Annotated in this window: 21 protein-coding genes, 1 tRNA gene and 1 pseudogene; 13 read left to right on the plus strand and 10 right to left on the minus strand. The window is 68.2% G+C overall.

Going from position 1 to position 25,470, the window contains the following annotated elements:
- Positions 1–323 precede the first annotated feature (323 nt).
- Entirely contained in the window at positions 324–1,292 is a 969-nt protein-coding gene (locus WDLP6_RS14115) for an NAD(P)H-dependent flavin oxidoreductase (RefSeq protein ID WP_162592833.1), read from the minus strand.
- Between the two features lie 161 nt (positions 1,293–1,453).
- On the opposite strand from WDLP6_RS14115, the gene WDLP6_RS14120 reads away from it, so the two are divergent.
- From WDLP6_RS14120 to WDLP6_RS14160, 9 genes and pseudogenes are all read left to right on the plus strand, one after another.
- Complete coding sequence (locus WDLP6_RS14120; RefSeq protein ID WP_162592834.1) at positions 1,454–4,204, plus strand: helix-turn-helix transcriptional regulator; 2,751 nt, start codon at positions 1,454–1,456, stop codon at positions 4,202–4,204.
- A gap of 150 nt (positions 4,205–4,354) precedes the next feature.
- Positions 4,355–5,362, plus strand: coding sequence for a tripartite tricarboxylate transporter substrate binding protein (locus tag WDLP6_RS14125; protein WP_162592835.1), 1,008 nt, complete (start codon positions 4,355–4,357; stop codon positions 5,360–5,362).
- A 17-nt stretch (positions 5,363–5,379) separates the two neighbouring features.
- Positions 5,380–6,219: an enoyl-CoA hydratase/isomerase family protein gene (locus WDLP6_RS14130; RefSeq protein ID WP_162592836.1), complete on the plus strand. Its 840-nt coding sequence runs from the start codon at positions 5,380–5,382 to the stop codon at positions 6,217–6,219.
- Positions 6,220–6,246: 27 nt separating this feature from the next.
- Positions 6,247–8,598, plus strand: a complete 2,352-nt coding sequence (locus tag WDLP6_RS14135) for an acyl-CoA dehydrogenase family protein (RefSeq protein WP_162592837.1) — start codon at positions 6,247–6,249, stop codon at positions 8,596–8,598.
- A gap of 20 nt (positions 8,599–8,618) precedes the next feature.
- Positions 8,619–9,848 (plus strand): CaiB/BaiF CoA transferase family protein, encoded by a 1,230-nt coding sequence (locus WDLP6_RS14140; protein ID WP_232077062.1) that lies wholly within the window; start codon positions 8,619–8,621, stop codon positions 9,846–9,848.
- Positions 9,848–10,072, plus strand: a pseudogene (locus WDLP6_RS35375) (enoyl-CoA hydratase/isomerase family protein); the annotation flags it as partial. The gene WDLP6_RS14140 and the pseudogene WDLP6_RS35375, both read left to right, overlap by 1 nt.
- 13 nt (positions 10,073–10,085) lie before the next feature.
- On the plus strand, positions 10,086–10,751 hold the full coding sequence (locus tag WDLP6_RS14150; protein ID WP_162592839.1) for a Bug family tripartite tricarboxylate transporter substrate binding protein: 666 nt from the start codon (positions 10,086–10,088) through the stop codon (positions 10,749–10,751).
- Positions 10,752–10,783: 32 nt separating this feature from the next.
- The gene (locus WDLP6_RS14155; RefSeq protein WP_162592840.1) at positions 10,784–11,581 is read left to right on the plus strand and encodes an enoyl-CoA hydratase/isomerase family protein; all 798 of its coding nucleotides are present in this window, start codon (positions 10,784–10,786) and stop codon (positions 11,579–11,581) included.
- Positions 11,582–11,594: 13 nt separating this feature from the next.
- Complete coding sequence (locus tag WDLP6_RS14160; RefSeq protein ID WP_443083405.1) at positions 11,595–12,614, plus strand: CaiB/BaiF CoA transferase family protein; 1,020 nt, start codon at positions 11,595–11,597, stop codon at positions 12,612–12,614.
- Positions 12,615–12,794: 180 nt separating this feature from the next.
- Here WDLP6_RS14160 and WDLP6_RS14165 read toward each other — a convergent pair.
- The 7 genes from WDLP6_RS14165 to WDLP6_RS14195 form a co-directional block, all read right to left on the minus strand.
- A tRNA-Asn gene (locus WDLP6_RS14165) sits at positions 12,795–12,870 on the minus strand.
- A 12-nt stretch (positions 12,871–12,882) separates the two neighbouring features.
- A complete protein-coding gene (locus WDLP6_RS14170; RefSeq protein WP_162592841.1) occupies positions 12,883–13,029 on the minus strand; it encodes a hypothetical protein in 147 nt (48 codons plus the stop codon).
- A gap of 137 nt (positions 13,030–13,166) precedes the next feature.
- Positions 13,167–13,502: a hypothetical protein gene (locus WDLP6_RS14175; protein WP_162567819.1), complete on the minus strand. Its 336-nt coding sequence runs from the start codon at positions 13,500–13,502 to the stop codon at positions 13,167–13,169.
- A 141-nt stretch (positions 13,503–13,643) separates the two neighbouring features.
- Positions 13,644–15,110, minus strand: a complete 1,467-nt coding sequence (locus WDLP6_RS14180; protein WP_162592842.1) for a DegQ family serine endoprotease — start codon at positions 15,108–15,110, stop codon at positions 13,644–13,646.
- A gap of 97 nt (positions 15,111–15,207) precedes the next feature.
- Entirely contained in the window at positions 15,208–16,521 is a 1,314-nt protein-coding gene (locus WDLP6_RS14185; RefSeq protein WP_162592843.1) for an ATP-binding protein, read from the minus strand.
- Positions 16,522–16,552: 31 nt separating this feature from the next.
- Entirely contained in the window at positions 16,553–17,212 is a 660-nt protein-coding gene (locus WDLP6_RS14190) for a response regulator (RefSeq protein WP_162592844.1), read from the minus strand.
- A 58-nt stretch (positions 17,213–17,270) separates the two neighbouring features.
- A complete protein-coding gene (locus tag WDLP6_RS14195; protein WP_162592845.1) occupies positions 17,271–18,041 on the minus strand; it encodes an IclR family transcriptional regulator domain-containing protein in 771 nt (256 codons plus the stop codon).
- Positions 18,042–18,166: 125 nt separating this feature from the next.
- On the opposite strand from WDLP6_RS14195, the gene pobA reads away from it, so the two are divergent.
- Positions 18,167–19,348, plus strand: a complete 1,182-nt coding sequence (pobA, locus tag WDLP6_RS14200) for a 4-hydroxybenzoate 3-monooxygenase (RefSeq protein ID WP_162592846.1) — start codon at positions 18,167–18,169, stop codon at positions 19,346–19,348.
- A 22-nt stretch (positions 19,349–19,370) separates the two neighbouring features.
- Here pobA and WDLP6_RS14205 read toward each other — a convergent pair whose 3' ends face one another.
- On the minus strand, positions 19,371–21,701 hold the full coding sequence (locus tag WDLP6_RS14205) for a xanthine dehydrogenase family protein molybdopterin-binding subunit (RefSeq protein ID WP_162592847.1): 2,331 nt from the start codon (positions 21,699–21,701) through the stop codon (positions 19,371–19,373).
- A 113-nt stretch (positions 21,702–21,814) separates the two neighbouring features.
- Here WDLP6_RS14205 and aat point away from each other — a divergent pair, with 113 nt between their 5' ends.
- The 3 genes from aat to WDLP6_RS14220 are packed head-to-tail and all read left to right on the plus strand — an operon-like array spanning position 21,815 to position 24,136.
- Positions 21,815–22,567: a leucyl/phenylalanyl-tRNA--protein transferase gene (aat, locus tag WDLP6_RS14210; RefSeq protein ID WP_232077063.1), complete on the plus strand. Its 753-nt coding sequence runs from the start codon at positions 21,815–21,817 to the stop codon at positions 22,565–22,567.
- Positions 22,564–23,313 (plus strand): arginyltransferase, encoded by a 750-nt coding sequence (locus tag WDLP6_RS14215; protein WP_162567826.1) that lies wholly within the window; start codon positions 22,564–22,566, stop codon positions 23,311–23,313. Before aat ends, WDLP6_RS14215 begins: the two co-directional genes overlap by 4 nt.
- A 28-nt stretch (positions 23,314–23,341) precedes the next feature.
- Positions 23,342–24,136: an IclR family transcriptional regulator gene (locus WDLP6_RS14220; protein ID WP_162567827.1), complete on the plus strand. Its 795-nt coding sequence runs from the start codon at positions 23,342–23,344 to the stop codon at positions 24,134–24,136.
- Positions 24,137–24,187: 51 nt separating this feature from the next.
- Here the strand turns inward: WDLP6_RS14220 and WDLP6_RS14225 are convergent, their stop codons facing one another.
- The gene (locus WDLP6_RS14225) at positions 24,188–25,372 is read right to left on the minus strand and encodes a serine hydrolase (RefSeq protein ID WP_162592848.1); all 1,185 of its coding nucleotides are present in this window, start codon (positions 25,370–25,372) and stop codon (positions 24,188–24,190) included.
- Positions 25,373–25,470: the final 98 nt, after the last annotated feature.

Here is a 25,470-nt window from a genome sequence, read left to right on the forward strand (position 1 = left end):
CACCATCTTGATGTTCGACTGCGCGGTCCTGAACCAGCGGATCACGCCTTCCGTCACGGTGCCCTTGATCGAGTTCTCGCGTTCGAGGCGCCACAGTGCGGGCCAGCGGATGGTGCCCCTTCGATCTCGAGGCGACGCCTCGGCCGCGTGTCATCACCATGTCATCCACCTTGCAGCTCGGTCGCCGGGCCGTCCCGCCCGAGATCGGGCGTGCCGTGCCGCCCGACCTTGGAGACTCCGGGAAAGTATGCCGCGGACACCGGCTGTGCGTGGCGCACCTCAGGCCATCCTCTGCATCCCGCGTCGCCTGTGCGCGCTGAGTTTCAAGAATGGCCTGGCGCGAGGCGCTGCCTGGCCGCAGCGTAGTCGCGGCGCAGTTCCGTCACCACATCGGCCGCAGGCAGCACTTCCCGAATGCGTCCCACGCCCTGGCCCGCGGACCAGATGTCGCGCCACACCTTGCTCGTGGCCATGCTCTCGGAGCCGAAGTTCTCCGCGTGCCCGCCCTTGGCAGGCAGCTTGTCGGGGTCGTAGCCGGCCGTCGCGATGCTGCTGCGCAGGTAGTTCGCATGGACGCCCGAGAACAGGTCGGAATAGACGATGCCCTCGGCCGACGCGGCGAGCACTGCCTCCTTGTAGGCGGGCTGCACCTGCGCCTCGGGCGTTGCGAGGAAGCGCGTGCCCATGTAGGCCAGGTCGGCACCCAGTGCCTGGGCCGCGAGAACATGATCACCGGTGGTGATGGCACCACCGAGCAGGATCAGGCCCTGGAACCAGTCGCGCACCTCGCCGACCAGTGCGAAGGGCGACAGCCGGCCCGCATGGCCGCCGGCGCCGGCGCAGACCAGGATCAGCCCGTCCACGCCGGCCTGTGCGGCCTTGCGTGCATGGCGCTGGTGGATGACGTCGTGGAACACGAGCCCGCCATAGCCGTGCACCGCATCGACCACGGCGGCCGGGTTGCCCACCGAGGTGATGACGATCGGCACCTTGCGGCGCACGCAGGTCGCGAGGTCGCTCTCGAGCCGATCGTTGGTCTTGTGCAGGATCAGGTTCACCGCATGGGGCGCTGCAGGGGCCTGCGGATGTTCGCTGTCGTGCTGCGCCAGCGCCTCTTCGATGCGGCCGATCCAGCGGTCGAGCTGATCGGCCGGGCGCGCATTGAGCGCCGGGAACGAGCCGACGATGCCCGCCTTGCATTGCGCGACGACGAGATCGATGCCGCTCGCGATGAACATCGGGGAAGCGACGACGGGCAGGCGCAGTCGCCGCAACAGGGCGGTCTTGTCCATGAGAAGCCTTTCATGCGGCGAACCGCGCAAGCATGGCGCGAGCCACGCGCTCGCATACCGCCAGTAGAGCAGGACAGGCGCGCGCCGGCCCCACCCCTGAGGAGTAGGTGCCCTGCCGCACAATGGCGCCCGTGCGAGACGACATCCGAAAGCAGATCGACATGAAAGACCCGTGCGCGAAGCCTCGGCAACGCGTGGCGGCAGAACGCAAGCCGCGCCCCGCGCGCGCGGACGCGGCCGCCATCGCGCGACCGCGCCTCGTCGAGCAATTGAGGCAGGCCCGGCATCGCCGCTGCGTCGTGTTGCAGGGGCCGGCCGGCAGCGGCAAGACCACGGCATTCGATGCGTGGCGGCGCGAACTGCTGGGGATCGGCGTCGAGGTGGCCTGGATCGCGCTCGGCGAAGGCGACGACGATCTGGCGCCCTTCGTCGACGCCCTCCTCGCCACGCTGTCGCACATCGATCCGTCGATGACGGCCGAAGCCTCTGCGCTGGCGGGCCATGGCCACGGCGAGGACGCCATCGAGGCCCTGGTGATCGCGCTGGTCCGCGGCATCGCGGCGCAGCGGCGCGACGTCGCGCTGATCCTCGACGACGCGCACCACCTGCGCGACCCGCGCATCGTGAACGCGCTGCAGCTGCTGCTCGACTACGGGCCTGCGAACCTGTTGTGCGTGTTCGCCTCGCGCAACGCCCTGCCGCTGTCGCTGGGCCGTCTGCGCGCGCAGGGTGAATTGCTCGAGATCGGATTCGACGCCCTGCGCTTCACGCCGCAGGAGTCGGCGCACCTGGTGGCGAGCCTGCTGGGCAAGGCCGACGAATCGCAGGCGCGGGTGCTGCACGAGTTGACCGACGGCTGGGCGGCCGGTCTCAAGATGCTGTGCCTCGATCTTCGGCGCAAGCGTGGCGGCACCGCCCTGCAAACCGGCGAGCGCGTGCGCGACGCACAGACCTTTGCGCGCTACTTCGAAAGCGCAGTGCTGTCGCGGCTGTCGGCGCCCGAGCTGCGCTTCTTCGTGCTGTGTGCGCTGCCCGAGCACTTCAACCTCGGGCTGTGCGACGCGCTGCTCGGCGAGGTGCCGGCGGCCGCCGAGCTGCTCGGACGGCTCGAGGGCCAGGGACTCTTCCTGGTGGCGGCCGGTCCGCGCTACCCCGAAGGCTGGTGGCGGCTCCATCCCCTGCTTCGCGACGTGCTGCTCACGCGCCTCGAGGCGCTGCCCGAGAGCGAGCGGCGGGGACTGCACACGAAGGCCTGGCACTGGTTCGCTGCCGGCGGCATGGCGCACGACGCGGTGCGCCATGCGCTGCTGGCCGGCGATGCCGCCGCGGCCGCGGATCTGGTCGAGCGCTGTGCGGACGAGCTGTTCGTCGCCGGCGAGCTGCGCCGTCTCGTCGGCCTGGTGCGCCAGTTGCCGGAGGCCCTGGTTCGCGAACGCACCGGCCTGCGGCTGTGGATGGCCTGGGTGGAAGTCTACGAACGCCGGCTGCAGGACTGCGCGCTCAGCATCGCGCAGCTGCACAACGAGATGGCGGCGGCAACACCCGCCGAGCGCTACCGCCTCACGCTGCTGCGTGGCCTCCATGCGGTGCAGTGCGACGACTCCGCCGCGGCCATGGCCATCCTGCCCGAGCTGCTCGACGCGCCGGCCGATGCCGACGCGATCGCGCTGACCGGCCGCCGCAATCTGCTGACCTGGATCCATCTCTACCACGGCGACTACGAGCAGGCCCGGCGCGTTCAGATCGGCGAGGCCCCGCCGCTCCTGCGAGGCCAGATGCTGCAGGGAACGCCCTTCGGCGTGCTGGCCGGACGGTGCCTGGCCGGCCTGACCCATGCGGTCGAAGGCCAGGTGATCCAGGCCGAGCGCATCTATCGCGACGTGCTGTTCGAAGCCGATCGCCGCGGCGCGAGCTGCATCGATGCCAGCTGCCTGGCGGCCGGCCTGCTCGCCGAGATCCTCTACGAGCTCAACGATGCGCCGGGCGCGATGCGCCTGCTGGAAGAACGGCTCGAAGTGCTCGAACGGGTCTCGATCCCCGACACCGTGGTCCGCGTGATGCTCGTGATGGTCCGCTCGCGCTGGCGCGAGGGACGGCCCCTCGATGCGCTCGCCTACGCGGAGCAGATCGAGGACTATGCCGAACGCATGGGCCTCGATCGCCTGCGCGCCTACAGCCTGCTGGAACAAGTGAAGATCCAGCTGCGGCGCGGCATGCCCGATCTCGCGCGCAGCCTGATGGTCGCGCTCGACGCGCTCGATGCGCGCCATGCGCAGGCCGCGGCCGGCACGCTCAGCGAAATCCGCGTCGTGGCCGAGCGCGCGCGGATCCAGCTCGCGATGCATGGCGGCGACCTGCGACAAGCGCTCGCGCAGCTCGATGCGCTGTCGGCCTTGTGCCGGCAACGCGGCCGGGTGCGGCGCATTCCCTATCTGCACATGCAGTCGGCGGCCATCGAGCGGATGCTCGGCAATGCCGGCAAGGCGCGCGCGCATGTGCGCGAGGCCTTGCAGCTCGGGCACCGGCTCGGGCTGGTGCGCACGCTGCTGGATGCGCACGAGGACGTGATCCCGTTGATACGCGACGCCGGCGACGAAGTGCGCCGCGATCCGGTGCTGGGCTTCTACGCCGAGCGCCTGGAAGCCGCAGCGCGCGAGCAACCGCATGCGACGAAGCCGGAGCCGGCCCGCGAAGGCCGGGCCGCGCAGGAAAAGGCGCTCGCCGTGCTGAGCCCGCGCGAGGCCGAGATCGTGCAACTGCTGCTGCAGGCGATGCCGAACAAGAAGATCGCGCGCGTGCTCGATGTGTCGCTCGACACGGTGAAGTGGCATCTCAAGAACTGCTACGGCAAGCTGGGCGTGAGCGGGCGCGACGAGGTGGTCGAGCGCATGCGCGACCTCGGCAGGACATAAGCCGCCGCAGCGCCGGTTCGCGGCGCTCGGGTTTACCCACCCCTCCTCATCTGGGGTGGGGCGCGCACACGCGCGAATGCAGATGATCCGTCTCATCGCACACCGGCCGCAGCCCGCAGGCAAGGCAGCGGTCCACCAGGAGACGACATCGTGCCCATTCGATCCGTGCCGGCGCTCGCCCGGCTGAGTTCCATTCTGAGAGCCGCCGGACTGGCGCTGACCGCGTGCGCGTTCGCGCTGGCCGCGCACGCCGCCTATCCCGAGCGCACGGTCCGGCTCCTGGTCGGCGTGCAGGCCGGCGCCAGCACCGACACGCTGGCGCGTGTGATCGCGCAGAAGCTCCATGAGCGACTCGGTGCGCACTTCATCGTCGACAACAAGCCGGGTGCGGCAACGCGCATCGGCACGGAGATGGTGGTCAAGGCGCCGGCGGACGGCTACACGCTCGGCGTGGCCAACGCGGTGACGACGAGTTTCCCGCTGATGTTCGATGACTTTGCCTTTGTCCCGGGCAAGGATTTCGTGCCGGTGGCGATGCTGGCGCGCGCGCCCTCCTACCTCGCGGTGCGCGCCAGCCTGCCTGTCAAGAACGCTCAGGAGTTCGTCGCCTACGCCAAGGCGCACAGCGGCAAGCTGAGTTTCGGACAGGGCGGCAACGGCAGCAATCCGCATCTGGCCGCATTGAAGCTCGCGCGGTCGATGGGCGTCGAGGCGGTCGGCGTGCCATACAAGGGCAACGCGCCCACGGCCGTCGCGCTGGCCGGCGGCGAGGTGGACTTCGCGATCCTGGACTACCAGTCCGTCCGGCCGCTGGTCGAGCACGGCAACATCCGGTTGCTCGCGGTGACCGAGGCGCATCGCTCGTCGATGACGCCCGACGTGCCCACCAGCGGCGAGCAGGGCCTGACGCGCGAGATCGACGGCATGTCGCCGTGGTTCATGCTCGTGGCGCCGCCCGGCACGCCGGCCGCCGTGGTCGCGCTGCTGAACCGCCAGGTCGAAGAAGTGCTGAAGCTCCCCGACGTGCGCAAGACCCTGCTCACGGCCGGCATCGAGCCCGAGACCGGAACCAGCGCCGAGGCGCTGAGCTATTTCCAACAGCAGCGCGAGAAGATCGCCCGCCTTGCGCGCGAGATGAACGTGTCGTTCAAGAACTGAAGAAGGCAGGACGGACCATGACCCCACAAACGATCGAACTGGGCGAATCCGTGCTTCGCATCGACGAAGGCGTTGCCGAGTTTTCCCATCAGCGGCCCGCTGCGCGCAACGCGATGTCGATGGCCCTGCGCAAGGACTACGAGGCGATGCTCGCCCGCGTGACGGCCGAGCGCGACATCCGCGTGCTGATCATCACCGGCTCCGGCGGCAGCTTCTGTGCCGGCGGCGACGTGAAGGGCATGAACGAGCGGCTGCACAACCCCGACCCCGAATTCAATTCGCCCGACGCCACGCGCCGCCGGCTGCAGGATTCGCATCGCTGGCTCACGCCGCTGCGCGAGCTCGACGTGCCGGTGATCGCGGCCGTCGACGGCGCGGCCTACGGCGCGGGCTTCGGCCTCGCGCTGCAGGCCGACTTCGTGCTCGCTTCCACGCGCGCGGCATTCTGCATGTCCTTCGCGCGCATGGGTGCGGTGCCCGACTACGGGGCGCTCTACACGCTGCCGCGGATCATCGGGCTCGCCGCGGCCAAGGACGTGATGATCACCGCCCGGCGGATCGATGCCGCCGAAGCCCACGCGCTGGGCTTCGTGCACGCGGTGCATGAGCCCGAGGTGCTGCTGCGCGAGGCGCATGCCTTCGCGCGCCGGCTGTGCGACGGCCCGCGCGAGGCCGCCGCCATGACCAAGGACTTGCTCAACAAGAGCTTCGAGACCGACTACGCCACGATGTGCTCGCTGGAGGCCTGTGCGCAGGGCGTCGCCATGCACACCCCCTACCACGCCGAAGCGGCAGCGCGCTTCTCGCGCGGCGAACCGAGCCTCTACGACTGGGATCGTCCGGCCGCCGCGCGCTGACGCGCATCCACCCTCACCGCCTCCACCATGTCGCATTCATCCTCCTTTGCCGATCTCGAAGCCTTCCGTGCCGAGGTGCGCGCTTTCCTGCAGCAGGCCGTGCCCGACGACATCCGCGCCGCCGTGCGCGCGCGCACCCTCGTGACGCGCGCGCAGGCCTCGCGCTGGCAGCGCATCCTGCATGCGCGCGGCTGGGCCGCGCCCGGCTGGCCGGCCGAGCACGGCGGCACCGGCTGGTCGCTCACGCAGCAGGCCGTGTTCCGCGAGGAGATCGCGGCCTGCGATGCGCCGCGCTACGAGAACCTCGGCATCGACACCATCGGACCGACGATCATCCGGCACGGCACGCCGGCCCAGTGCGCACGCTTCCTGCCGCGCATGCTGTCCTTCGAGGACTACTGGGCCCAGGGCTATTCCGAACCCGACGCCGGCTCGGACCTGGCCTCGCTGCGGACCGTGGCGCGGCGCGACGGCGAGCATTTCGTCGTCAGCGGCACCAAGATCTGGCAGAGCTATGGCCACTGGGCCGACTGGGCCCTGGTGCTGGTGCGCAGCGATCCGTCTGCCGCGCGCAAGCAGGACGGCATCTCCGTGCTTCTGATCGACCTGAAGTCGCCGGGTGTGACGATCCGGCCGATCCGCTTCATGAACGGCGCGACCTTCCACGTGCAGATGTTCTTCGACGAAGTGCGCGTGCCGGCCGAGAACCTCGTCGGTGCCCGGGACGGCGGCTGGTCGGTGGCCAAGGGACTGCTGGTGATCGAGCGCCTGTTCGTGGCCCGCGTCGCGGAATGCAAGGCCGAGCTCGCGCACACGGCACAGCTCGCCGCCGGGCGCGGCGCGGGCGGCGCTTCGCTGCTGAACGAGGACGTCCATGCGCGCCGCCATGCCGAACTCGACATCCGCTCGCGCGCACTGGAGGCCGCCTGGTGGCCGGCCCTCCACGCGGTGCAGCGAGGCCGCGAACCGGCCCTGGAGGCCTCGCTGCTGAAGCTGCAGGGCAACGAGCTGCTGCAGGATCTGCATCAGCTGCAGCTCGACCTGGTGGGACTCGACCAGCTGCCCTTCGATCCGCAGGCGATCGCGGGCATCCCGGCAGACGCGCCGCTGTCGGCGGGGCACGTCAACAACCTGCCGCTGCACGTCTGGCGCTACCGCGGCATCACGCTCGGCGGCGGGACTTCGGAAGTGCAGCGCGGCATCGTCGCGAAGGCCGTCTTCGGCGGCCAGACCGAACTCGATACGCCGCTCGCGGCCGGACTCGACGAGCAGCAAGCCATGCTCGACACCACGTTGCGCCGCCTGCTCGCGGACCGCTACGACTTCGACACGCGCCGCACGATCGTCAACGACAAGCTCAGCTTCGATGACGGCTTCTGGCGAGCACTGGCAGAACTGGGCCTGACCGGCCTGCTGGTGTCCGAACGCGATGGCGGCTTCGGCGGCACGCTCGCCGACCTGATGCCGGCCATGGAAGCGCTCGGCGAATCGCTGGTGGTCGAGCCCGTGCTCTGGAATGCCGTGCTGCCGACCCAGCTGCTGCTGGATGCGACCGGGTTCGCAGGCCGCGACCGCGCGCTGCAGGCGCTGATGAGCGAAGGCGCACGCGTGGCCTTCGTTCACGGCACCGGCTTCTCGGAGGGTGCCGTCGGCGCGGCCGGCGTCACGGCGCACCGCGACGCCGACGGCTGGCGCCTCGAAGGCCAGGCCCGCCTCGTGATGGGCGGCGACAGTGCCGGGCGGCTGATCGTCGGCGCCCGGCTCGGCGATGGCGGCATGGCCTTGTTCGAATGCGCGTCGGAGACGGCGGGCATCGAACGGCATGCCTATCGGCTGCACGATGGACGCGGCGCGGCGGACCTGCGCTTCGACGGCGTGCGGCTGTCCGCCGAGGCTCGCCTGGCCGGCCCCGAGCGCGCCGGCGCCATCGTCGAGGAAGCCCTGGCACTCGCCACCGTCGCGCTGTGCGCGGAAAGCGTGGGCGCGATGCGCCGCGCGCTGGCGCTCACGGTCGAGTACATGCGCACGCGCAAGCAATTCGGCCGCACGCTCTCGGACTACCAGGCGCTGCAGCACCGCGTGGTCGAGCACTACCGCCGCTGGGTGAATGCCCGCGCGCTGGTGCGCGAGGCCGCGGCCGGCTGGCTCTGCGCATCGCCGGTCGAACGCAGCCAGCGCATCAGCGCGGCCAAATGGTTGACCGGGCGCGCAGGCCGCGAACTGGCGCTCGATGCGCTGCAACTGCATGGCGCCGTCGGCCTGCAGGACGAGACCGCCATCAGCCATTACGCCAAGCGGCTTGCGGCCAACGACGTGCTGCTCGGCGATACGACCCATCAGCTGGCGCGCTTCATCGCGGCCGGCCGGCAGGCGTCCTGATGCGGCAGGAGACCCATCCCTTGACCTCGACCCCTTCACCCGAGCCAGCCAAGCGCCAGGGACCGCTCTCGGGCCTGCGCGTCCTCGACATCGCCACCGTCGTGGCGGCGCCTTCGGCCGCCGCGCTCCTGGCCGACTACGGCGCCGAGGTGCTCAAGATCGAGTTGCCCGGCGCCGGCGACGGCTGCCGCAATTTTCCGCCGTTCAAGGACGGCAAGCCGCTGTGGTGGAAGGTCACCAACCGCAACAAGAAGCTGATCTCGCTGGACCTGCGCAAGCCGCAGGGCATGGCCCTGTTCAAGCAGCTGCTGCCGCGCTTCGACGTGCTGATCGAGAACTTCCGTCCGGGCACGCTGGACCGCTGGGGCCTGGACCGCGACACGCTGTGGGCGCTGCAGCCGCGGCTGGTGATCCTGCGCGCCACCGCCTTCGGCCAGACGGGGCCTTATCGCGACCGCGCGGGCTTCACCCGCATCTTCGAGGCGATGGGCGGGTTGACCTACATCACCGGCGAAGCCGATGGCGAGCCCATGCATGCGGGCTACCCGATCGGCGATTCGATCGGCGGCCTCTTCGGCGCACTCGGCGTGATGACCGCGCTCTGGAAGCGCGCGCGCGATCCGCAGGCGCCGGGCGAAGAGATCGACCTGTCGCTGACCGAGGCGATGCTCAAGCTCATGGAGTTCCTGCCCATCAAGCAGGCGCTGCTCGGAGAGTCGCACGGACGCTCGGGCAACACCAGCCAGTATTCGGCGCCGACCGGCGTCTACCCTACCCGCGACGGACAGTGGGTCTCGCTGTCGGGCAGCACCGATGCCCTGTTTGCCGCCAACTGCCGCGCGATCGGCCGCGAGGACCTGATCGGCGACCCGCGCTATGCAGGCAATCGCGAACGCTGCGCCCGCACGGTCGAGCTCAACGCGCTCTATCGGCAGTGGTTCGCCGAGCACGATCTGGCCGACGTGCTCGAACGCTTCGAGCGCCACGAGGGGACGCTCGCACCGATCTATTCGGCGCGCCAGATCGTCGAGGATGCGCAGGTCAAGGCGCGCGGCTTCCTGCGCGACGTGCCGGACCGCGACTTCGGCACGGTGCCGATCCAGGACGTGGTGCCGCGCTTTCACCACGACCCGGGCGCCGTCTACAGCAGCGGCGGCGCCGTCGGCGAACACAACGACGAGATCTATGGCGAATGGCTGGGCCTGACGCCGGAGGACCGAGCCGCATTGCGCACGCAAGGGGCGATCTGATGCCTGCGCGGACCTTGCGTGCATCGCGCCTGTCGGTCGACGGCGACGGCATCGCGCTGTTCGAGCACCTGCGCGGCGGGGCGCGCAATCCGCTGTCGATGGACTTGCGCGCCGACTACGCCGAGATGCTCGATCACGTGGAGGCTGACCCGGCGGTGCGCGCCCTCGTGATCGCGGGCAGCGGCGGCAGCTTCTGCGCCGGCGGCGATGTCAAGGACATGCGCGAGCGGCTCGAGCATGGACGGCAGACCGCGCCCGCAGTGGCGCGGCGGCGCATCCTGGACCTGCACCGCTGGCACGCCGGTGTTCATCTGGGTCGGCAGCGGCTTTCCGGCACAGAAGCGCGCGGACATGCTCGCCCTGGTGAAGGCGAAGCCGGGGCAGTACAACCATTCGTCCTCGGCCCCGGCGACGCTGGCGCACCTCGGCAGCCTGGTGTTCTTCGAACGCGCAGGCGCCCAGCTGGTGCATCTGGGCTACAAGGGCTCGGCGCAGGCGATGAACGACTTCCTTGCGGGCGTATTCCCGATCTACTTCGAAGTCGCGCAGCCCGTGGCGCCGCAGCTCAAGGCCGGCAAGGTCCGCGCGCTGGCGGTGGTGGCGGGCCGCCGCAGCCCGCTGATGCCGGACGTCCCCAGCGTCGCGGAACTCGGCTATCCGTCGATCGATGCGGTACCGTTCATGACCCTGATGGCGCCGGCCGCGACGCCCAAGGCCATCGTCGCGCGCCTCAACGACAATGCCCGGCGCGCACTGCAGTCGCCCGAGGTGCGTGCCAGACTGGCAAGCTTGTACTTCGAAGTGGCTGACGGCGGCGATCCGGCTGCAGTGGCCGCATGGTTGCGCGCGGAGTCGGACAAATGGGGCGAGGTGATACGGCGCCACGATCTGAAGCTGGATTGAATCCATCGCAACGCACGGAGAAAAGGACACTCATGAATCCGCAATCGCTTGCACTGTGGCACGTCGAAGACAGCGTCGGCCACATCGTTCTCAACCGGCCGGAGGCCGCCAATGCGTTGAACTCGGCGTACGGCGACGCGCTCTGCGAGGCCATCGCGCAGGCGGCGCGCGCCGACGTGGGCGCCATCCTGCTCTCGGCCAACGGCAAGCAGTTCTGCGCCGGCGGCGACATCCATGAATTCGCCGAGCGGCGCGACGACATCGATGCGCTCATCAAGGCCATGCTCGATGCGCTGCACCCTGCCATCCACACGCTGGCAACCCTGCCGGTGCCCGTGATCAGCGCGGTCCAGGGACCGGTCGGTGGGGCCGGTATCTCGGTGGCCTTGTGTGCCGACCTGGTACTGGCTTCGCCGGCCATGAAGCTTCGCGGCGGCTATTCGGCGATCGGCCTGAGCCCGGACCTGGGCGCGTCCTACTACCTGGCGCGTCGCGCCGGGGCTGCCCGGGCCAAGAACATCCTCATGACCAATCGGCCGCTTTCGGCCGAGCAATGCCTGGCCTGGGGCCTCGTCGACGAGATCCATGCGCAGGACAGCCTGCTGCCCGCGGCGCGCGCGCTCGCGCAACAGCTGGCGCGCGGCGCCACCGCGTCGCTCGGCGGCATCAAGCGCCTGTGCGACGGCGCGCACGAACACGACCTGCGCACGCACCTTCAACTCGAACGCGAGGCGCTGCTGCGCTGCGCGCTGTCGGCGGACGGCCGCGAGGGCGTGAAAGCCTTCGTCGAAAAAAGAACACCGGAATTCTCGGACCCGCGACTCGATTGATCAGGAGCTGAATGTGAGCCATCTGCCATTGCAAGGCGTGCGCGTTGTCGAGTTCGAGGGCATCGGGCCGGGTCCCGTGGCCGGACGCATGCTCGCCGCCATGGGTGCCGAAGTGACCGTGCTGGCGCGCCCGCGGGAGCGGCTGGCGCTCAACCTCGGCGCCGACCAGGACAATCCGCTGCGCGAGGGCAAGCAGGTCGTCACGCTCGATCTCAAGACGCCCGAGGGCGTGACACGCGCGCTGGACTGCGTGGCCGGCGCCGACGTGCTGATCGAAGGCAATCGACCCGGCGTGATGGAGCGCCTGGGGCTGGGGCCGGAAGTCTGCATGGCGCGCAATCCGCGGCTGATCTACGGCCGCATGACCGGATGGGGACAGGACGGCCCGCTGGCGCAGGCAGCCGGCCACGATCTGAACTACGTCGCCCTGACCGGGCTTCTGTCGCTTTCGGCGCGCAAGGGCGAGGCACCCATTGTTCCGCCCACGGTGGTCGGCGATGCCGGCGGCGCGCTGGGCCTGGCCTTCGGCATCGCCTGTGCCCTGGTCGACGTGCGAGCCACCGGCCGCGGGCGGGTCATCGACGCCGCCATCGTCGATGTGGTGTCCATGCTCGGCACGCTCGCGCAGTGGGTACGCGCCAGGGGCAACATCGACGGCGCACAGCCAAGCCCTTTTCACGATTCGCCCTACTACGACACCTACCTCTGTGCGGACGGCAAGTTCATCACGATTGCCGCCATGGAACCGCAGTTCTATGCCCTTCTGCTGGACAAGCTGGGCATGCACGACGTCGATCCCGGCAAGCAGGACGACCGTGCGGAATGGCCGGCGCTGAAGACGCGCTTCGCCGACTGCTTCCGCAGCCGGACCCGCGATCAATGGAGCGAATTGCTCGAAGGCACCGATGTGTGCTTTGCGCCCGTGCTGACGATCGAGGAAGCTGCCGCGCATCCGCACAATGCGGCGCGCGGGATCTTTCGCGTGCTGTCACCGGTCGACATCCGACCCGCCGTGGCGCCGCGCTTCGTTTGAATCTTGCGATGAGCCATCTTCGGCGGGATGGCTGGGGATAACCCGCCCGTTGGGCGGTCGGTAGGGCGCGCCTGCTCGAAGCGACGCGGGCCTGCGTTCTGGCTGCACGGTCACAGCCCAAAAAAATGGCCCATCCGGTGAGGGATGGGCCAAGTGCTTGTCTTCTACAACAAGAATCCATGGCTCCTCGACCTGGGCTCGAACCAGGGACCTACGGATTAACAGTCCGGCGCTCTACCGACTGAGCTATCGAGGAACAAGCCTCAAATTATAGCGTGCTTTTTTGCGGCTCCCGACTGGCACGAAAGAGCGGCGCACCCTTGTTGGATGCGGCACGGCCGATCATGGTGACCGTGCCCGCGATGTTGATCTGCCTGACGCTGCTGTTCTTGGCCAGGATGATGAGTCTCGGCATGCCCTGCTCCTTTAGCTATTTGACTGAGGAATAGCTCAAGCGCGCAGATTCAGCCTCCAAAGCACAAACAGAAGGGGCTTCTTTCAGGCTTGTTCGCAGAAGTCCGAGAGCAGCCTCGATGGCGCCCGGCTTCGTTCCTACAGCGAGGACCGATCCGTGGTGAACAGACATGAATCCTCATCCTCCGGCGGTGCCGGCGCCCGCAGCGCGGCGACAGGCCCCGTCAAGGTCGTCTCTCCCAGGCCGACCGGTGCTTTCGGCCTGCCGAACGGCGCCAGGCCCTGCAGCACGCGCAACGCAGAAGCACCCTGGATGAGCGCCTCCGAATAGTCGGGCAAGCCTTGCGTCGACGAGTCGATGGGCCTATAGCCCAGGCACTCCTCGGAATCCGCCTGCACTGCTTCCATCAGAACCCAATGGAATTCGTTGGGCTCGAGTTCGAGAACAGTCAAAGCAACATCGCGCAGCGCCATAGGGAAACCTCTCATTCAATCACTTGAAAGATTGTTGCCCGCAGTTAATCTTCCACAAAGGTACTTTTGCACGATGGACTCTTCGTGTCGGCGCGAAGCGGCACTAATGCCTGAGTTGCCGTGTCGCTTGCGCGCCGGTGATCAGCCGATACGCACCGGCACGAAGATCTTGTCCCCGTCGCGCTGGATGAGCAACGCGACCGACTTGTCGGCCTTGGCAACCACCTCGCGAATCTGCTCGACGCTCTTCGCCGGGGTGCCGTTGATGGCCAGCAGCACGTCACCCGCCTGCACGCCGGCCCGCGCTGCCGGTCCGCCGGCATCCTCGATCAGCAGGCCGCCATCGACCTGGGCCTCGCGCTTTTCCTGCGGCTGCAGCGGCCGCAATGCGAGACCCAGCTTGCCGCCGGGGCCGCCGCTGTCGTCGTTGCTGGCCACGGTGGTGGTCTTGTCGTTGGCATTGCCGAGCTTGGCCGTGATCTCCTGCCGCGCGCCCTGGCGCCAGATCTCCATCGTGACCTTGGTGCCGGGCTTCTGCTGGCCGATCACGGCTGGCAGATCGCCCGACGAGACGATCGGCTGGCCATCGACCTTGCGGATCACGTCGCCGGTGCGCAGGCCGGCCTGATCGGCCGGGCCGCCCTTCTCGACGTTCGACACCAGCGCGCCTTCCGGCTTGTCGAGCTTGAAGGAATCGGCGAAGGCCTGATTGACTTCCTGCACCGCCACGCCGAGCCGCGCATGGCTGGCCTTGCCGGTGGCGACGATCTGATCCTTCACCTGCACCGCCACATCGATCGGAATCGCGAAGGACACGCCCTGGTAGCCGCCGCTGCGGGTATAGATCTGCGAATTGATGCCGACCACTTCGCCACGCGTGTTGATCAGCGGACCGCCCGAGTTGCCGGGGTTCACCGCCACGTCGGTCTGGATGAAGGGCACGTAGCTGTCGTCCGGCAGCGAGCGGCCCTTGGCGCTCACGACGCCGGCCGTCACGGTGTTCTCGAAGCCGAAGGGCGAACCGATCGCGAGCACCCATTCGCCGACCTTCAGGTTCTTGACGCTGCCCAGCGCCACCGTCGGCAGGTTCCTGGCGTCGATCCTGAGCACGGCGATGTCGGTCTTGGCGTCGGAGCCCAGCACCTTGGCGCGGAACTCGCGGCGGTCGGTCAGCTTGACCGTGACTTCCTTCGCGTCCTTCACGACGTGGGCATTGGTCATGATGATGCCGTCGGGGCTGACGATGAAGCCCGAGCCCTCGCCGCGCGTCGGCGTCTCGCGCTGCTGGCCGCGCGGACCCATCTGGCCTCGGAACTGGCGGAAGAACTGGAACATCGGGTCATCGGGGTCCATGCCCGGAATGCCCTCCATCGATGTCTTCATGGTGCCGGTGACGGTGATGTTGACCACCGCAGGGCCTTCCCGCTCCGTGATGGTCGAGAAGTCGGGCATGGTGACGAGGGGCCCGGTCGTCGCGGCAGCGACTGCCGGCGCGGGCGAAGCCAGCGCATGGGCACTCGTATAGGCGCCGGCGCCGACGGCACCGATCACGCCGGCGGCCGCCATGGCGATGACGAGGGTGCGGGGCGAGCTCAAACGGGTATTCATTTGAAGTCCTTTCGATGCATGAAACAGTCATGCGATGAAAGGAATGTCGATCCGCTGACTTAAGCCCGCCTTAAGCAGCAGGCGGCCCGCGCCGGGCTCAGGCGGAGGTTGGAAAACGCACCGTGACGCGCAGCCCGCCCAGGCGCTCGGACCGGTCGAGCGACACGGTCGCGCCATGCAGGTCGGCGATCGATTTCACGATGGCCAGGCCGAGGCCGCTGCCCGACGCCTGCGGCTCGCCCGAGCGATAGAAGCGGTCGAGCACGCGCTCGCGTTCGCCCTCGGGAAGTCCCGGCCCGCTGTCTTCCACGACGAGGCCCGCGCCGGCATCCGCCTGGATGATGCCCACATCGACCCGGCCACCCGCCGGCACGTACTTGACCGCGTTGTCGAGCAGGTTACGCAGCAGCATGCGCAGCGCCTCTGCGTGGCCGCCCACCGACACGGCATCGTCCCGTGCGATGCCGATGTCGATGTCCTGGGCTTGCGCCGCGGCGATGGCATCGGAGATCGCAAGCCGTGCGACCTCCGACAGGCTCACGGGCTCGGGCCTTGCGCCGGCTGCGGCGCTGGCTTCGTGGCGTGCCAGCGCCAGCATCTGTTCGACCAGCCGTGTCGCGCGATCGATGCCCGCGGCCAATCGGTTGACGGCGAGTTCGCGCGCGTCGGGATCCGTGGCGCGCTTCAGGCCCTGCACCTGGAGCTTGAGCGCCGCGAGGGGCGATCGCAGCTCATGCGCGGCATCGGCCACGAAGTGCTTCTGCGCGTCGAAGGCGCGACGCACGCGATCGAAAAGAAGGTTGAGTTCATGCACCAGCGGGCGAACCTCCTCCGGCAGTTCGGCTTCGCTGACCGGCGAGAGGTCGTCGGCCTGGCGCGCAGCGACCTGGCGCCTCACGCGCGCGACCGGCGCGAGCGATCGGCTCACGACCCACCACACGACGAGCATCAGCAGCGGCGCGGCGAGCGCGATCGGTCCCACGGTTCGCAATGCGAGTGCGCCCGCCATGTGGCGCCGCGCGGCCATGTCCTGCGCCACCTGGATCACCAGCGCGCCTGTCTGAAGCGAGAACACGCGGTAGGTCGTGCGGTGGGCCTGCACGTTCGAAAAGCCCAGCACCGCGCGCTGCGGCAGCGCAGCCTGCGGTGCCGACTCGAAGATGCGCGAGCCGTCGGCCGTCCACACCTGGACGATGAATTCGAAGTTCTCGTCGTCCCCGCCCAGCCCGCCGACCGTCGAGCTCGCCGGCAGCCCCGCGCGCAGCGAGAGTGCCATCTGCTGCATGTGGTAGTCGAAGATGTCGTCGGCTTCCTTGAGCACGGTGCGATAGGCGACGAAGGCCTGGGTGGCCGCGGCCAGCACGATGGCCGCCAGCAGGAACCACAAGAGGCGTGCGCGCAGGGACTTCATGGTCGCCGCACCCGGCGCAGCGCGCCGTTCGTCATTCCTTGGGCACCATGTAGCCCACGCCGCGCACGTTGCGGATCAGGTCGGCGCCCAGTTTCTTGCGCAGGCCGTGGACGTAGACCTCGACGGCATTGCTGCTGATCTCGTCCTTCCAGCTGTAGAGCTTTTCCTCGAGCTGCGCACGCGACAGCACCATGCCGGGCCGCGCGAGCAAGGGCTCGAGCACGGCCCATTCGCGCGCGGACAGCACCACCGGCTGGCCGGCCACCATGACCTCGCGCGTCAGCGGATTGACGCTCACGCCCATGTGCTCATAGACCGGCTCCGCCCGCCCGGAAGCGCGGCGCAGCAAGGCGCGGATGCGCGCGAGCAGCTCGTCGAGGTCGTAGGGTTTGAGCACATAGTCGTCGGCACCGGCATCCAGCCCCTCGATGCGTTGCTGCACCGAATCGCGCGCGGTCGCGATCAGCACCGGCATGCGCTGCTTGCGGGTGCGCAGCGCGCGCAGCACGTCGAGCCCGTCGCGGCGCGGCACGCCGAGGTCCAGCAGCACGAGGTCGTAGTGCTGCGTGCGCAGCGCGGTGTCGGCGGTCTCGCCGTCCTTGACCCAGTCGACCGCATACTGCTCGGCGCGCAGCAGATCGAGCACGGCTTCACCGATCATCAGATCGTCTTCGAGCAGCAGCAATCGCATCGTTCATTCACTCGCATGGGACGGTTCGAGATCGTAACGGCGGCGAAGTTCATCCGCCTCACAGGAGTGCCCTGACCTCGCGCGCTGCTTCGAACAGGAGCGGGAGCATCTCGTGGCGCAGCGTGTCTTCCTGATGGCGCGTGCCGGAGAACACCACGTTGAGCGCCGCCACCGTATGCCCCTGCATGTCGCGCAGCGGCACGGCGAGCGCCTGCACGCCGAGTTCATGTTCCTCGCTGGCAAAGCAGAAATCGTCCTTGCGCGCCCGCGCGACGAGCTGGCGCAGCACACGCGCCTGCGTGACGGTCTGCGGCGTGAGGCGCGGCAGGCTGCGGCCCTTCAACCAGTGCGCGAACTGCGCAGTGCTCATCGCCGCGAGCAGCACGCGGCCGGTCGACGTCGCGTGCGCCGGCAGGCGCGCGCCCAGATGGAGGCCATAGGCCAGCACCCGCGTCGGCGCACCATAGCTGCCGCTGCGCGCGATGATGACGACCTCCTCGCCATCGAGCACCACCGCGGAAAAGGATTCCTGCGTCTGCGCGGCGAGGCGGTTCAAGGTGGGCTGCAACGCGCGCGGCAGGCGCGACGACGCGAGATAGCTGCCGGAAAAGCGCAGCACCTTCGGCGCCATCCAGAAATAGCTGCCGTCCGTCTCGAGGTAGCCGAGGTGCGCCAGCGTCAGCAGATGGCGCCGCGCCGCGGCCCGCGTCAGGCCGGCGCGTTCGGCCGCGAGCGTCGCATTGAGGCGCTGGCGCTCGGTGTCGAAGCTCTCGAGCACGGCCATGCCCTTGGCGATGCCTTCGATGAAGTCGGGCTTGGCGATGGTCATGGAATGAAGTGTTGCGCGATCATCGCGCAGACTGTCTCATGATCGCACAGAGGATGGGATCGCGCCGTGCCGAATCGGCCGCGGCGGCCTACGCTTGCCTGAATCACGAGATCGAGAGACAACGCATGCGCACACAAGTCGCCATCATCGGCGCCGGCCCCGCCGGCCTTCTGCTCGGCCAGCTGCTGTACAAGGCCGGCATCGACAACATCATCGTGGAGCGGCAAACCGGCGACTACGTGCTGGGCCGCATCCGCGCCGGCGTGCTGGAACAGATCACGATGGACCTGCTCGAACGCGCCGGCGTCGACGCGCGCGCCAAGGCCGAGGGCCTGCCGCATGGAGGCATCGAATTGCTGTTCAAGGGCGCGCGACATCGCATCGACATGCATGGCCTTACCGACGGCAAGCAGGTCACGGTGTATGGCCAGACCGAGGTCACGCGAGACCTGATGGCAGCGCGCGCGGCGGAGGGCCTGACGACCCTCTACAGCGCGTCGTCGGTGAGCCTGCACGACTTCGACACGGGCAGGCCGCGCGTGCGCTACCTGAAGGACGGCGCCACCCACGAGATCGAATGCGACTTCATCGCCGGTTGCGACGGCTACCACGGCGTCAGCCGCGCCAGCGTGCCGGCGCAATCGCTCCATACCTGCGAAAAGGTCTACCCCTTCGGCTGGCTCGGCGTGCTGGCCGATGTGCCGCCCGTGTCGCACGAACTCATCTATGCCAACACCCCGCGCGGCTTCGCGCTGTGCAGCATGCGCAGTGCCGCGCGCAGCCGCTACTACGTGCAGGTGCCCACCGACGAACGCGTCGAGAACTGGAGCGACGAAGCCTTCTGGAACGAATTGCGCCTGCGGCTCGATCCGGAAGCGCGGGAACACCTCGTGACCGGTCCTTCGCTGGAAAAAAGCATCGCGCCTCTGCGCAGCTTCGTCGCCGAGCCGATGCGCTTCGGCAGCCTGTTCCTGGCCGGCGACGCCGCGCACATCGTGCCGCCGACCGGCGCCAAGGGATTGAACCTGGCGACTGCGGACGTCGGCTTCCTGTCGCGCGCCTTCGAGATCTTCTACACCGGGAAATCGGCGTCGGCGCTCGACCGCTACTCCGACCTCTGCCTGCGCCGGGTCTGGAAGGCCGAGCGCTTCTCGTGGTGGTTCACCTCGCTGATGCACCGCTTTCCCGAGACCGGCGAGTTCGGCCAGAAGATCCAGGAGGCCGAGCTCGACTACCTGGTGCACTCGCGCGCCGCATCGACCTCCCTCGCGGAAAACTACGTGGGATTGCCGCTCGAGGATTTCTGAGGCCCGCGCTCGCCCGGCTGGCTCAGTTCGCGGCCTGCATGAGCTGCCACAGGCGCGCGGAACTCAGCGGCATGTCCAGATGGGGTGCGCGGTCGGCCAGATGGTTGCGGGCCAGCGCATCCGCCACCGCGTTGACGACCGCCGGCGTGGCGCCGATGGTGCCGAGTTCGCCGACGCCCTTCACGCCCAGGGGATTGTTGAGACAGGGCGTGCTCTCGTCCATTTCCATGCGGAACATCGACGCGATGATGTCCGCGCGCGGTGCGGCGTAGTCCATCAGGCTGCCGGTCAGCGGCTGACCGGTTTCGGTGTCGTACACCACGCGCTCGCACAAGGCCTGCCCGATGCCCTGGACGGCACCGCCTTCGAGCTGGCCGCGCACGATCAACGGGTTGACGACGCGGCCCACGTCATTGACCGAGGCATAGGCAACCACGCTCGCGTCGCCGGTCGGCGGATCGATCTCGACCTCGGTGATGTGGCAGCCGTTGGGCCAGGTGGGGCCCGAGACAGCGCTGGTGGAGTCGACGAAGATCTCGCGCTCCGGCTGCTTGCCTGCCAGCGCGAACAGGTCCAGTTCCAGGTCGGTGCCGGCAACCGTGAAGGCGCCGGCCGCGTAGCGAACGTCTTCGGCCGCGACTTCGAACTCTGCCGCCGCCAGCTGCTTCGCCTTGTCGATGGTCCGCTCCGCGCCCACGCGCACGGCGGAGCCGCCCGTGAAGAGCGAACGCGACCCGGCGCTGCCGAAGCCGTCGCCGCGGTCGGTGTCGCCCAGCACGATGCGGACTTTCTCGATCGGCACGCCGAAGGTGTCGACCGCCAGTTGGGCCAGGCTGGTCGCGATGCCCTGCCCCATCGCGTTGACGGCCGAGAACACCTCGATGATGCCGTCGGCCTGGACCGAGACGGTCACGCGCTCCTCGAAGACGTTGCCGCCGGTCCATTCCAGGAAGGTGGCGATGCCGAGGCCGCGCATCTTGCCCCGGCGCTTCGACTCGGCCGCGCGGGCCTCAAAGCCCTGCCAGTCCGCCAGCGCGAGCGCCTGGTCCATGACGGATTCGAACTGGCCCGTGTCGTAGGTCTGCTTCATCGGGTTGGTGTAGGGCATCTGCGAAGGCTGGATGAAGTTTCGCCGCCGCAGTTCGATGCGGTCGATGCCGGTCTGGCGCGCCGCTTCGTCCATCAGGCGCTCGATGGTGTAGATGGCCTCGGGCCGCCCTGCGCCGCGGTAGGCGCCGGTGGGCGCGGTGTTGGTCAACACCGCCTTGAAATGGAAATCGATGGTCTGGATGTCGTAGACGCTGGTCTGGACCCAGGGCCCGATGAGCAGCTGGATCGCGACGCCGGTGCCGGTCGCGTAGGCGCCGACATTGGCGAGCGTCCTGATGCGAAGCGCCAGGATCCGGCCTTGCGCGTCGAGTGCGAGCTCGGCCTGGGCTTCGACGTCGCGGCCGTGTGCGCTCGAGACGAATTCCTCGCTGCGGTCGGCCACCCATTTCACCGGCCGCCGTATCGCACGCGCAGCGAAGACGACGACGATGTCCTCCGGGTAGGCGCCCGTCTTCATGCCGAAGCCACCGCCGACATCGCCCACCACCACGCGCAGCTTGTCCTTGGGCAGGCCGATCGCGTCGCACACTGAATCGCGCACACCGGACGGCATCTGGGTGCTCATGCGCAGCGTCACGCGCTCCGATGCCGGGTCGAAATCGGCGAGCACCGAGCGCGGCTCGATCGTCAAGGCCACGACGCGCTGATTGACGACATCGAGCGCGATCACGTGGCTGGCCCGGGCGAAGGCAGCGGCCGTCGCATCGCTGCTTCCATGGCGCATTTCGGCCGCGACGTTGCCGGTGGCCGTGTCGCAGACGAGCGGCGCGCCTTCGGCGGTCGCGCCGGCGAGATCGACGACCATCGGCAGCTCTTCGTAGTCGGCCACCACCGCCTCGGCGGCATCGCGTGCCTCGCGCGCCGTCTCGGCGATCACGGCAGCGACCGGCTCGCCGACGAAGCGCACCCTATCGCGGGCCAGCGCATGCCGTGGCGGCGTGGCGCAATCGGCACCGTCCGCGCGCTTGAACCCCGCGGCGCCCGGCATGGACTTGACGCCCGCCGCGGCCAGATCCGCACCGGTCAGGACGCGCAGCACACCGGGCATGGCGACGGCCGTCGCGGTGTCGACGGACACCAGCCGGGCATGCGGATAGGGAGAACGGACGAAGCACAGAAAGGTCTGCCCCGGCAGCCTGACGTCGTCGGTGTAGCGTCCGGCGCCGGCAAGCAGGTTTTCGTCTTCGACGCGCCGAACGGCCTGGCCGCTGCCGAAGCGCATGGGATTAGTTTCGGATGTCACCGTGGTCCTTTGGATCTTGCGAGCAGCTGAAAATACGAGGGGAACTATATGGGCATCGGGCACATCCTGCTTTCAAAGCGCTCATGCCGCCGAAGCCGTGTATACCTTCAATCATGCAACTGCCCTGGCTCGTTCCTGGTGAACCCCTGCCCTGCGCCGCATCGGCCTGGGGCGCAGCCGACCCTGTTCCAGGTCTTCTGGCCGCCGGCGGAGGGCTCGACGTCGCGACCCTTCTGCAGGCCTACGGCAACGGGATCTTTCCGTGGTTCAGCGAAGGCCAGCCCATCCTGTGGTGGAGCCCCGATCCGCGGATGGTCCTGGAAGCCGCCCGGTTCAGGCTCCATCGCTCGCTGCGCAAGACGCTGGCGCGCTTCGCATCTGCCGAAGGCTGCGAGATTCGCATCGACCACGATTTCGAGACCGTGATCGAAGCCTGCTCGCAGGCGCCGCGAGCCGGCCAGACCGGCACTTGGATCCTGCCCGAGATGGTGGATGCGTACATCGCATTGCATCGCGCGGGGCACGCGCACAGCATCGAAACCTGGATCGACGGGGAACTCGCCGGCGGGCTGTATTGCGTGGCGATCGGGCGCGCGGTGTTCGGCGAGTCGATGTTCGCGCACCGGGCCGACGCCTCCAAGATCGCGCTTGCGGCGCTGGTGTGCCTGTGCCGCCGGTACGACATTCCGATGATCGATTGCCAGCAGAACACGGCCCATCTTGCCGGGCTCGGCGCGCGCGAGGTGCCGCGAGCCGACTTCCTGTCGCACGTGGCCGACAGCCGCCAGCAGACAGGCCCCGACTGGCGATTCGACCCCGTATACTGGGCAGAACTCCTGTCCGCGCGACCCTCCTTCACGACGTGACGCACCTCAAGGATCTTCCGCTCCATACGCTGCAGTTCTACGCGACAGCACCCTATCCGTGCAGCTACCTGCCGGACCGGCAGGCGCGCTCGCAAGTCGCCACGCCCAGCCATCTGATCCACAACGACGCCTACTCGGACCTGGTGCTGAGCGGCTTCCGACGCAGCGGGATGTTCACCTACCGGCCGTATTGCGACGGTTGCAGCGCCTGCGTCCCGCTGCGCGTGCTGGCCAAGGAATTTCAGCCCAATCGCAGCCAGCGCCGCGCCCAGAAGCGCCATGCGAACCTGCAGGCCCGCGTGCTGAAGCTCTGCTTCGTGCCCGAGCACTACCAGTTGTATCTTCGCTACCAGAATGGACGGCATGCGGGCGGTGGCATGGATCACGACAGCATCGACCAGTACACCCAGTTCCTGCTCCAAAGCCGTGTCAACTCACGGCTGGTGGAGTTCCGCGAAACAGGGCCGGACGGCAGCGTGGGCGACCTGAAGATGGTCTCCATCCTCGATGTGCTGAACGACGGGCTCTCCGCCGTCTACACCTTCTATGAGCCCGATGCAGGTGCGGGCTACGGCACCTACAGCGTTCTCTGGCAGATCGAACAGGCGCGCAAGCTCGATCTCGCGCACGTCTACCTCGGCTACTGGATCGAGGGCAGCGCCAAGATGAACTACAAGGCGCGGTTCGGCCCGCACGAAGTGCTGATCGACAACCGCTGGCAGGCATCCGAGCATTTCACGAAGTAAAATCGCGACCGGTCCACCCGCGTTGCCCATGAGAAAACCACAATCCGACGTTCCAGCCGTGCCCGTCATCCAGGTGATCGAGCGCATGTTCTCGCTGATCGACGTGCTGGCGTCGCGTGAAGAGGCCATCTCGCTGAAGGAAATCAGCGAAAAGACCGGACTTCACCCCTCCACCACCCACCGCATCCTGAACGATCTTGCGATCGGTCGTTTTGTCGACCGTCCCGAAGCGGGCAGCTATCGGCTGGGCATGCGCCTGCTGGAACTCGGCAACCTGGTCAAGGGGCGGCTCAATGTGCGCGATGCCGCCATGACGCCGATGCGCGAACTCCACAAGCTGACCCAGCAGCCCGTCAATCTCAGCATGCGGCAAGGCGATGAGATCATCTACGTCGAGCGCGCCTACAGCGAACGCTCCGGCATGCAGGTGGTTCGCGCCATCGGCGGTCGGGCACCGCTGCATCTCACGTCCACCGGCAAGCTGTTTCTCGCGCTCGACGACCCGCAGCGCGTGCGCAGCTACGCCACACGAACCGGCCTAGCGGGCCACACACGCAACAGCATCACGCAATTGCCGGCGCTGGAGCGGGAGCTGTCCAAGGCGCGCCAGTACGGCATTGCACGGGACAACGAGGAGCTCGAACTCGGCGTGCGCTGCATGGCGGCAGGCATCTACGACGACCAGGGCAAGCTGATTGCAGGCCTGTCGATTTCGGCGCCGGCGGATCGGCTGGACGATGGCTGGCTGCCCAAACTGCAGGCCACGGCCAACGAAATCTCGAGTGCGCTGGGCTACAAGGTGAACACGCCGGCAGCGGCCTGACCCGCCCTCGCGCTTTGCGCCTGGAAGCGCAAGCGCAAGCGCAGGAGGGCCTCAACCCGCAATGTGCGCTGCGATGTTCTGCTGCGCGGCCGACGTGCCCATCGTGTGATTGGCTTCGACCCAGCGCCGAACGCGCTCGGCGTCGGCAATGCGGCTCAGCTTGCCGGCAGAGTCGAGGAATACCATGATCAGCTTGCGACCGGCGATCCGAGCCTGCATCACGAGGCATTGTCCTGCCTCGTTGATGAAGCCGGTCTTCTGGACACCGATGTCCCAGTCCGGGTTCTTGACGAGACGGTTCGTCGTGTTGAACTGGAGCACGCGATTGCCGACTTCCACCTGGTATTCCGGCGACGTGGTCAGCTCACGCACGGTGGCATCGGCGTAGGCTGCGTTGACCAGCAACGCCAGATCCTGGGCGCTCGACTGGTTGCGGCTCGACAACCCGGTCGGCTCGACGTAGCGGGTGTCTTTCATGCCGAGCATCCTGGCCTTGGCGTTCATGACGCTCACGAAAGTGGCCAGCCCACCCGGATAGGTGCGCCCGAGTGCATGCGCCGCACGGTTTTCGCTCGACATCAGTGCAAGGTGCAGGAGTTCACCGCGCGGCAGGGTCGTGCCGACGGTCAGCCGCGAGCTGCTTCGCTTTTCCGTATCAACATCGTCCTGCGTAATGGTGATCAGTTCATCGGAGGGCAGGCGCGCCTCGCTCACGATCAGGCCGGTCATGAGCTTGGTCAGCGAAGCGATCGGCAGCACGGCATGGTCATTCTTGCTGAAGAGCACCTCGCGCGTGTCCTGGTCGATCACCAGTGCCGCGCTGGATTTCAGATCGAGGGCGTCCTCCGTGCTGTGCAGGCCGGCCAGTTGGCCATAGGACAGATGAGGCGCCTCAGGCACCCGAACCACCGACCGCCGCTGCACCGCGACTACGGTCTTGCCGCCCCTCTTGCGAATGGTGGCCACCACGTTGCGGCCACCGCTCACGACCCGCTCCCGCGCGGCGCGCTCGCTGCCGCCCTTGCGCCTGGAAGCGACGGTATGCGAGACCGCAGCGGCGGTGTGCACCTTTCGCTTGCTGTCCACGCTGACCTGGACTTTCTTGGTAGCCGGCGCCTTCTTGGCGGCATTGGCGGCAGGCAGAAAAAACGCCGTGGCGCAAAGCGCGACGGCGACGAGGCGAAGAGCAGGCAGAAACCGCTGGCTGGAAACTCGATGGAAGCGGGCTTCAGGCATTAAAAACTCTCCAGCGGCGACGAAAGAAAACCGCAGTGTATCGAAATCGAAAAAGACACGCAATATCAGTTACTTGCATCCTCTTCTTCATTCGAAAG

This window comes from Variovorax sp. PBL-E5, assembly GCF_901827185.1.
In the GTDB taxonomy this organism is placed as follows: Bacteria; Pseudomonadota; Gammaproteobacteria; order Burkholderiales; family Burkholderiaceae_C; genus Variovorax.

Excerpts from the sequence above, each read along its gene's own strand:
- WDLP6_RS14115 (WP_162592833.1), bottom strand. The coding sequence starts at position 1,292 with ATGGACAAGACCGCCCTGTTGCGGCGACTGCGCCTGCCCGTCGTCGCT.
- WDLP6_RS14120 (WP_162592834.1), top strand. The coding sequence starts at position 1,454 with ATGAAAGACCCGTGCGCGAAGCCTCGGCAACGCGTGGCGGCAGAACGC.
- WDLP6_RS14130 (WP_162592836.1), top strand. The coding sequence starts at position 5,380 with ATGACCCCACAAACGATCGAACTGGGCGAATCCGTGCTTCGCATCGAC.
- WDLP6_RS14135 (WP_162592837.1), top strand. The coding sequence starts at position 6,247 with ATGTCGCATTCATCCTCCTTTGCCGATCTCGAAGCCTTCCGTGCCGAG.
- WDLP6_RS14150 (WP_162592839.1), top strand. The coding sequence starts at position 10,086 with ATGGACGGCAGACCGCGCCCGCAGTGGCGCGGCGGCGCATCCTGGACC.
- WDLP6_RS14155 (WP_162592840.1), top strand. The coding sequence starts at position 10,784 with ATGAATCCGCAATCGCTTGCACTGTGGCACGTCGAAGACAGCGTCGGC.
- WDLP6_RS14170 (WP_162592841.1), bottom strand. The coding sequence starts at position 13,029 with ATGCCGAGACTCATCATCCTGGCCAAGAACAGCAGCGTCAGGCAGATC.
- WDLP6_RS14175 (WP_162567819.1), bottom strand. The coding sequence starts at position 13,502 with ATGGCGCTGCGCGATGTTGCTTTGACTGTTCTCGAACTCGAGCCCAAC.
- WDLP6_RS14180 (WP_162592842.1), bottom strand. The coding sequence starts at position 15,110 with ATGAATACCCGTTTGAGCTCGCCCCGCACCCTCGTCATCGCCATGGCG.
- WDLP6_RS14185 (WP_162592843.1), bottom strand. The coding sequence starts at position 16,521 with ATGAAGTCCCTGCGCGCACGCCTCTTGTGGTTCCTGCTGGCGGCCATC.
- WDLP6_RS14190 (WP_162592844.1), bottom strand. The coding sequence starts at position 17,212 with ATGCGATTGCTGCTGCTCGAAGACGATCTGATGATCGGTGAAGCCGTG.
- WDLP6_RS14195 (WP_162592845.1), bottom strand. The coding sequence starts at position 18,041 with ATGACCATCGCCAAGCCCGACTTCATCGAAGGCATCGCCAAGGGCATG.
- pobA (WP_162592846.1), top strand. The coding sequence starts at position 18,167 with ATGCGCACACAAGTCGCCATCATCGGCGCCGGCCCCGCCGGCCTTCTG.
- aat (WP_232077063.1), top strand. The coding sequence starts at position 21,815 with ATGCAACTGCCCTGGCTCGTTCCTGGTGAACCCCTGCCCTGCGCCGCA.
- WDLP6_RS14220 (WP_162567827.1), top strand. The coding sequence starts at position 23,342 with ATGAGAAAACCACAATCCGACGTTCCAGCCGTGCCCGTCATCCAGGTG.
- WDLP6_RS14225 (WP_162592848.1), bottom strand. The coding sequence starts at position 25,372 with ATGCCTGAAGCCCGCTTCCATCGAGTTTCCAGCCAGCGGTTTCTGCCT.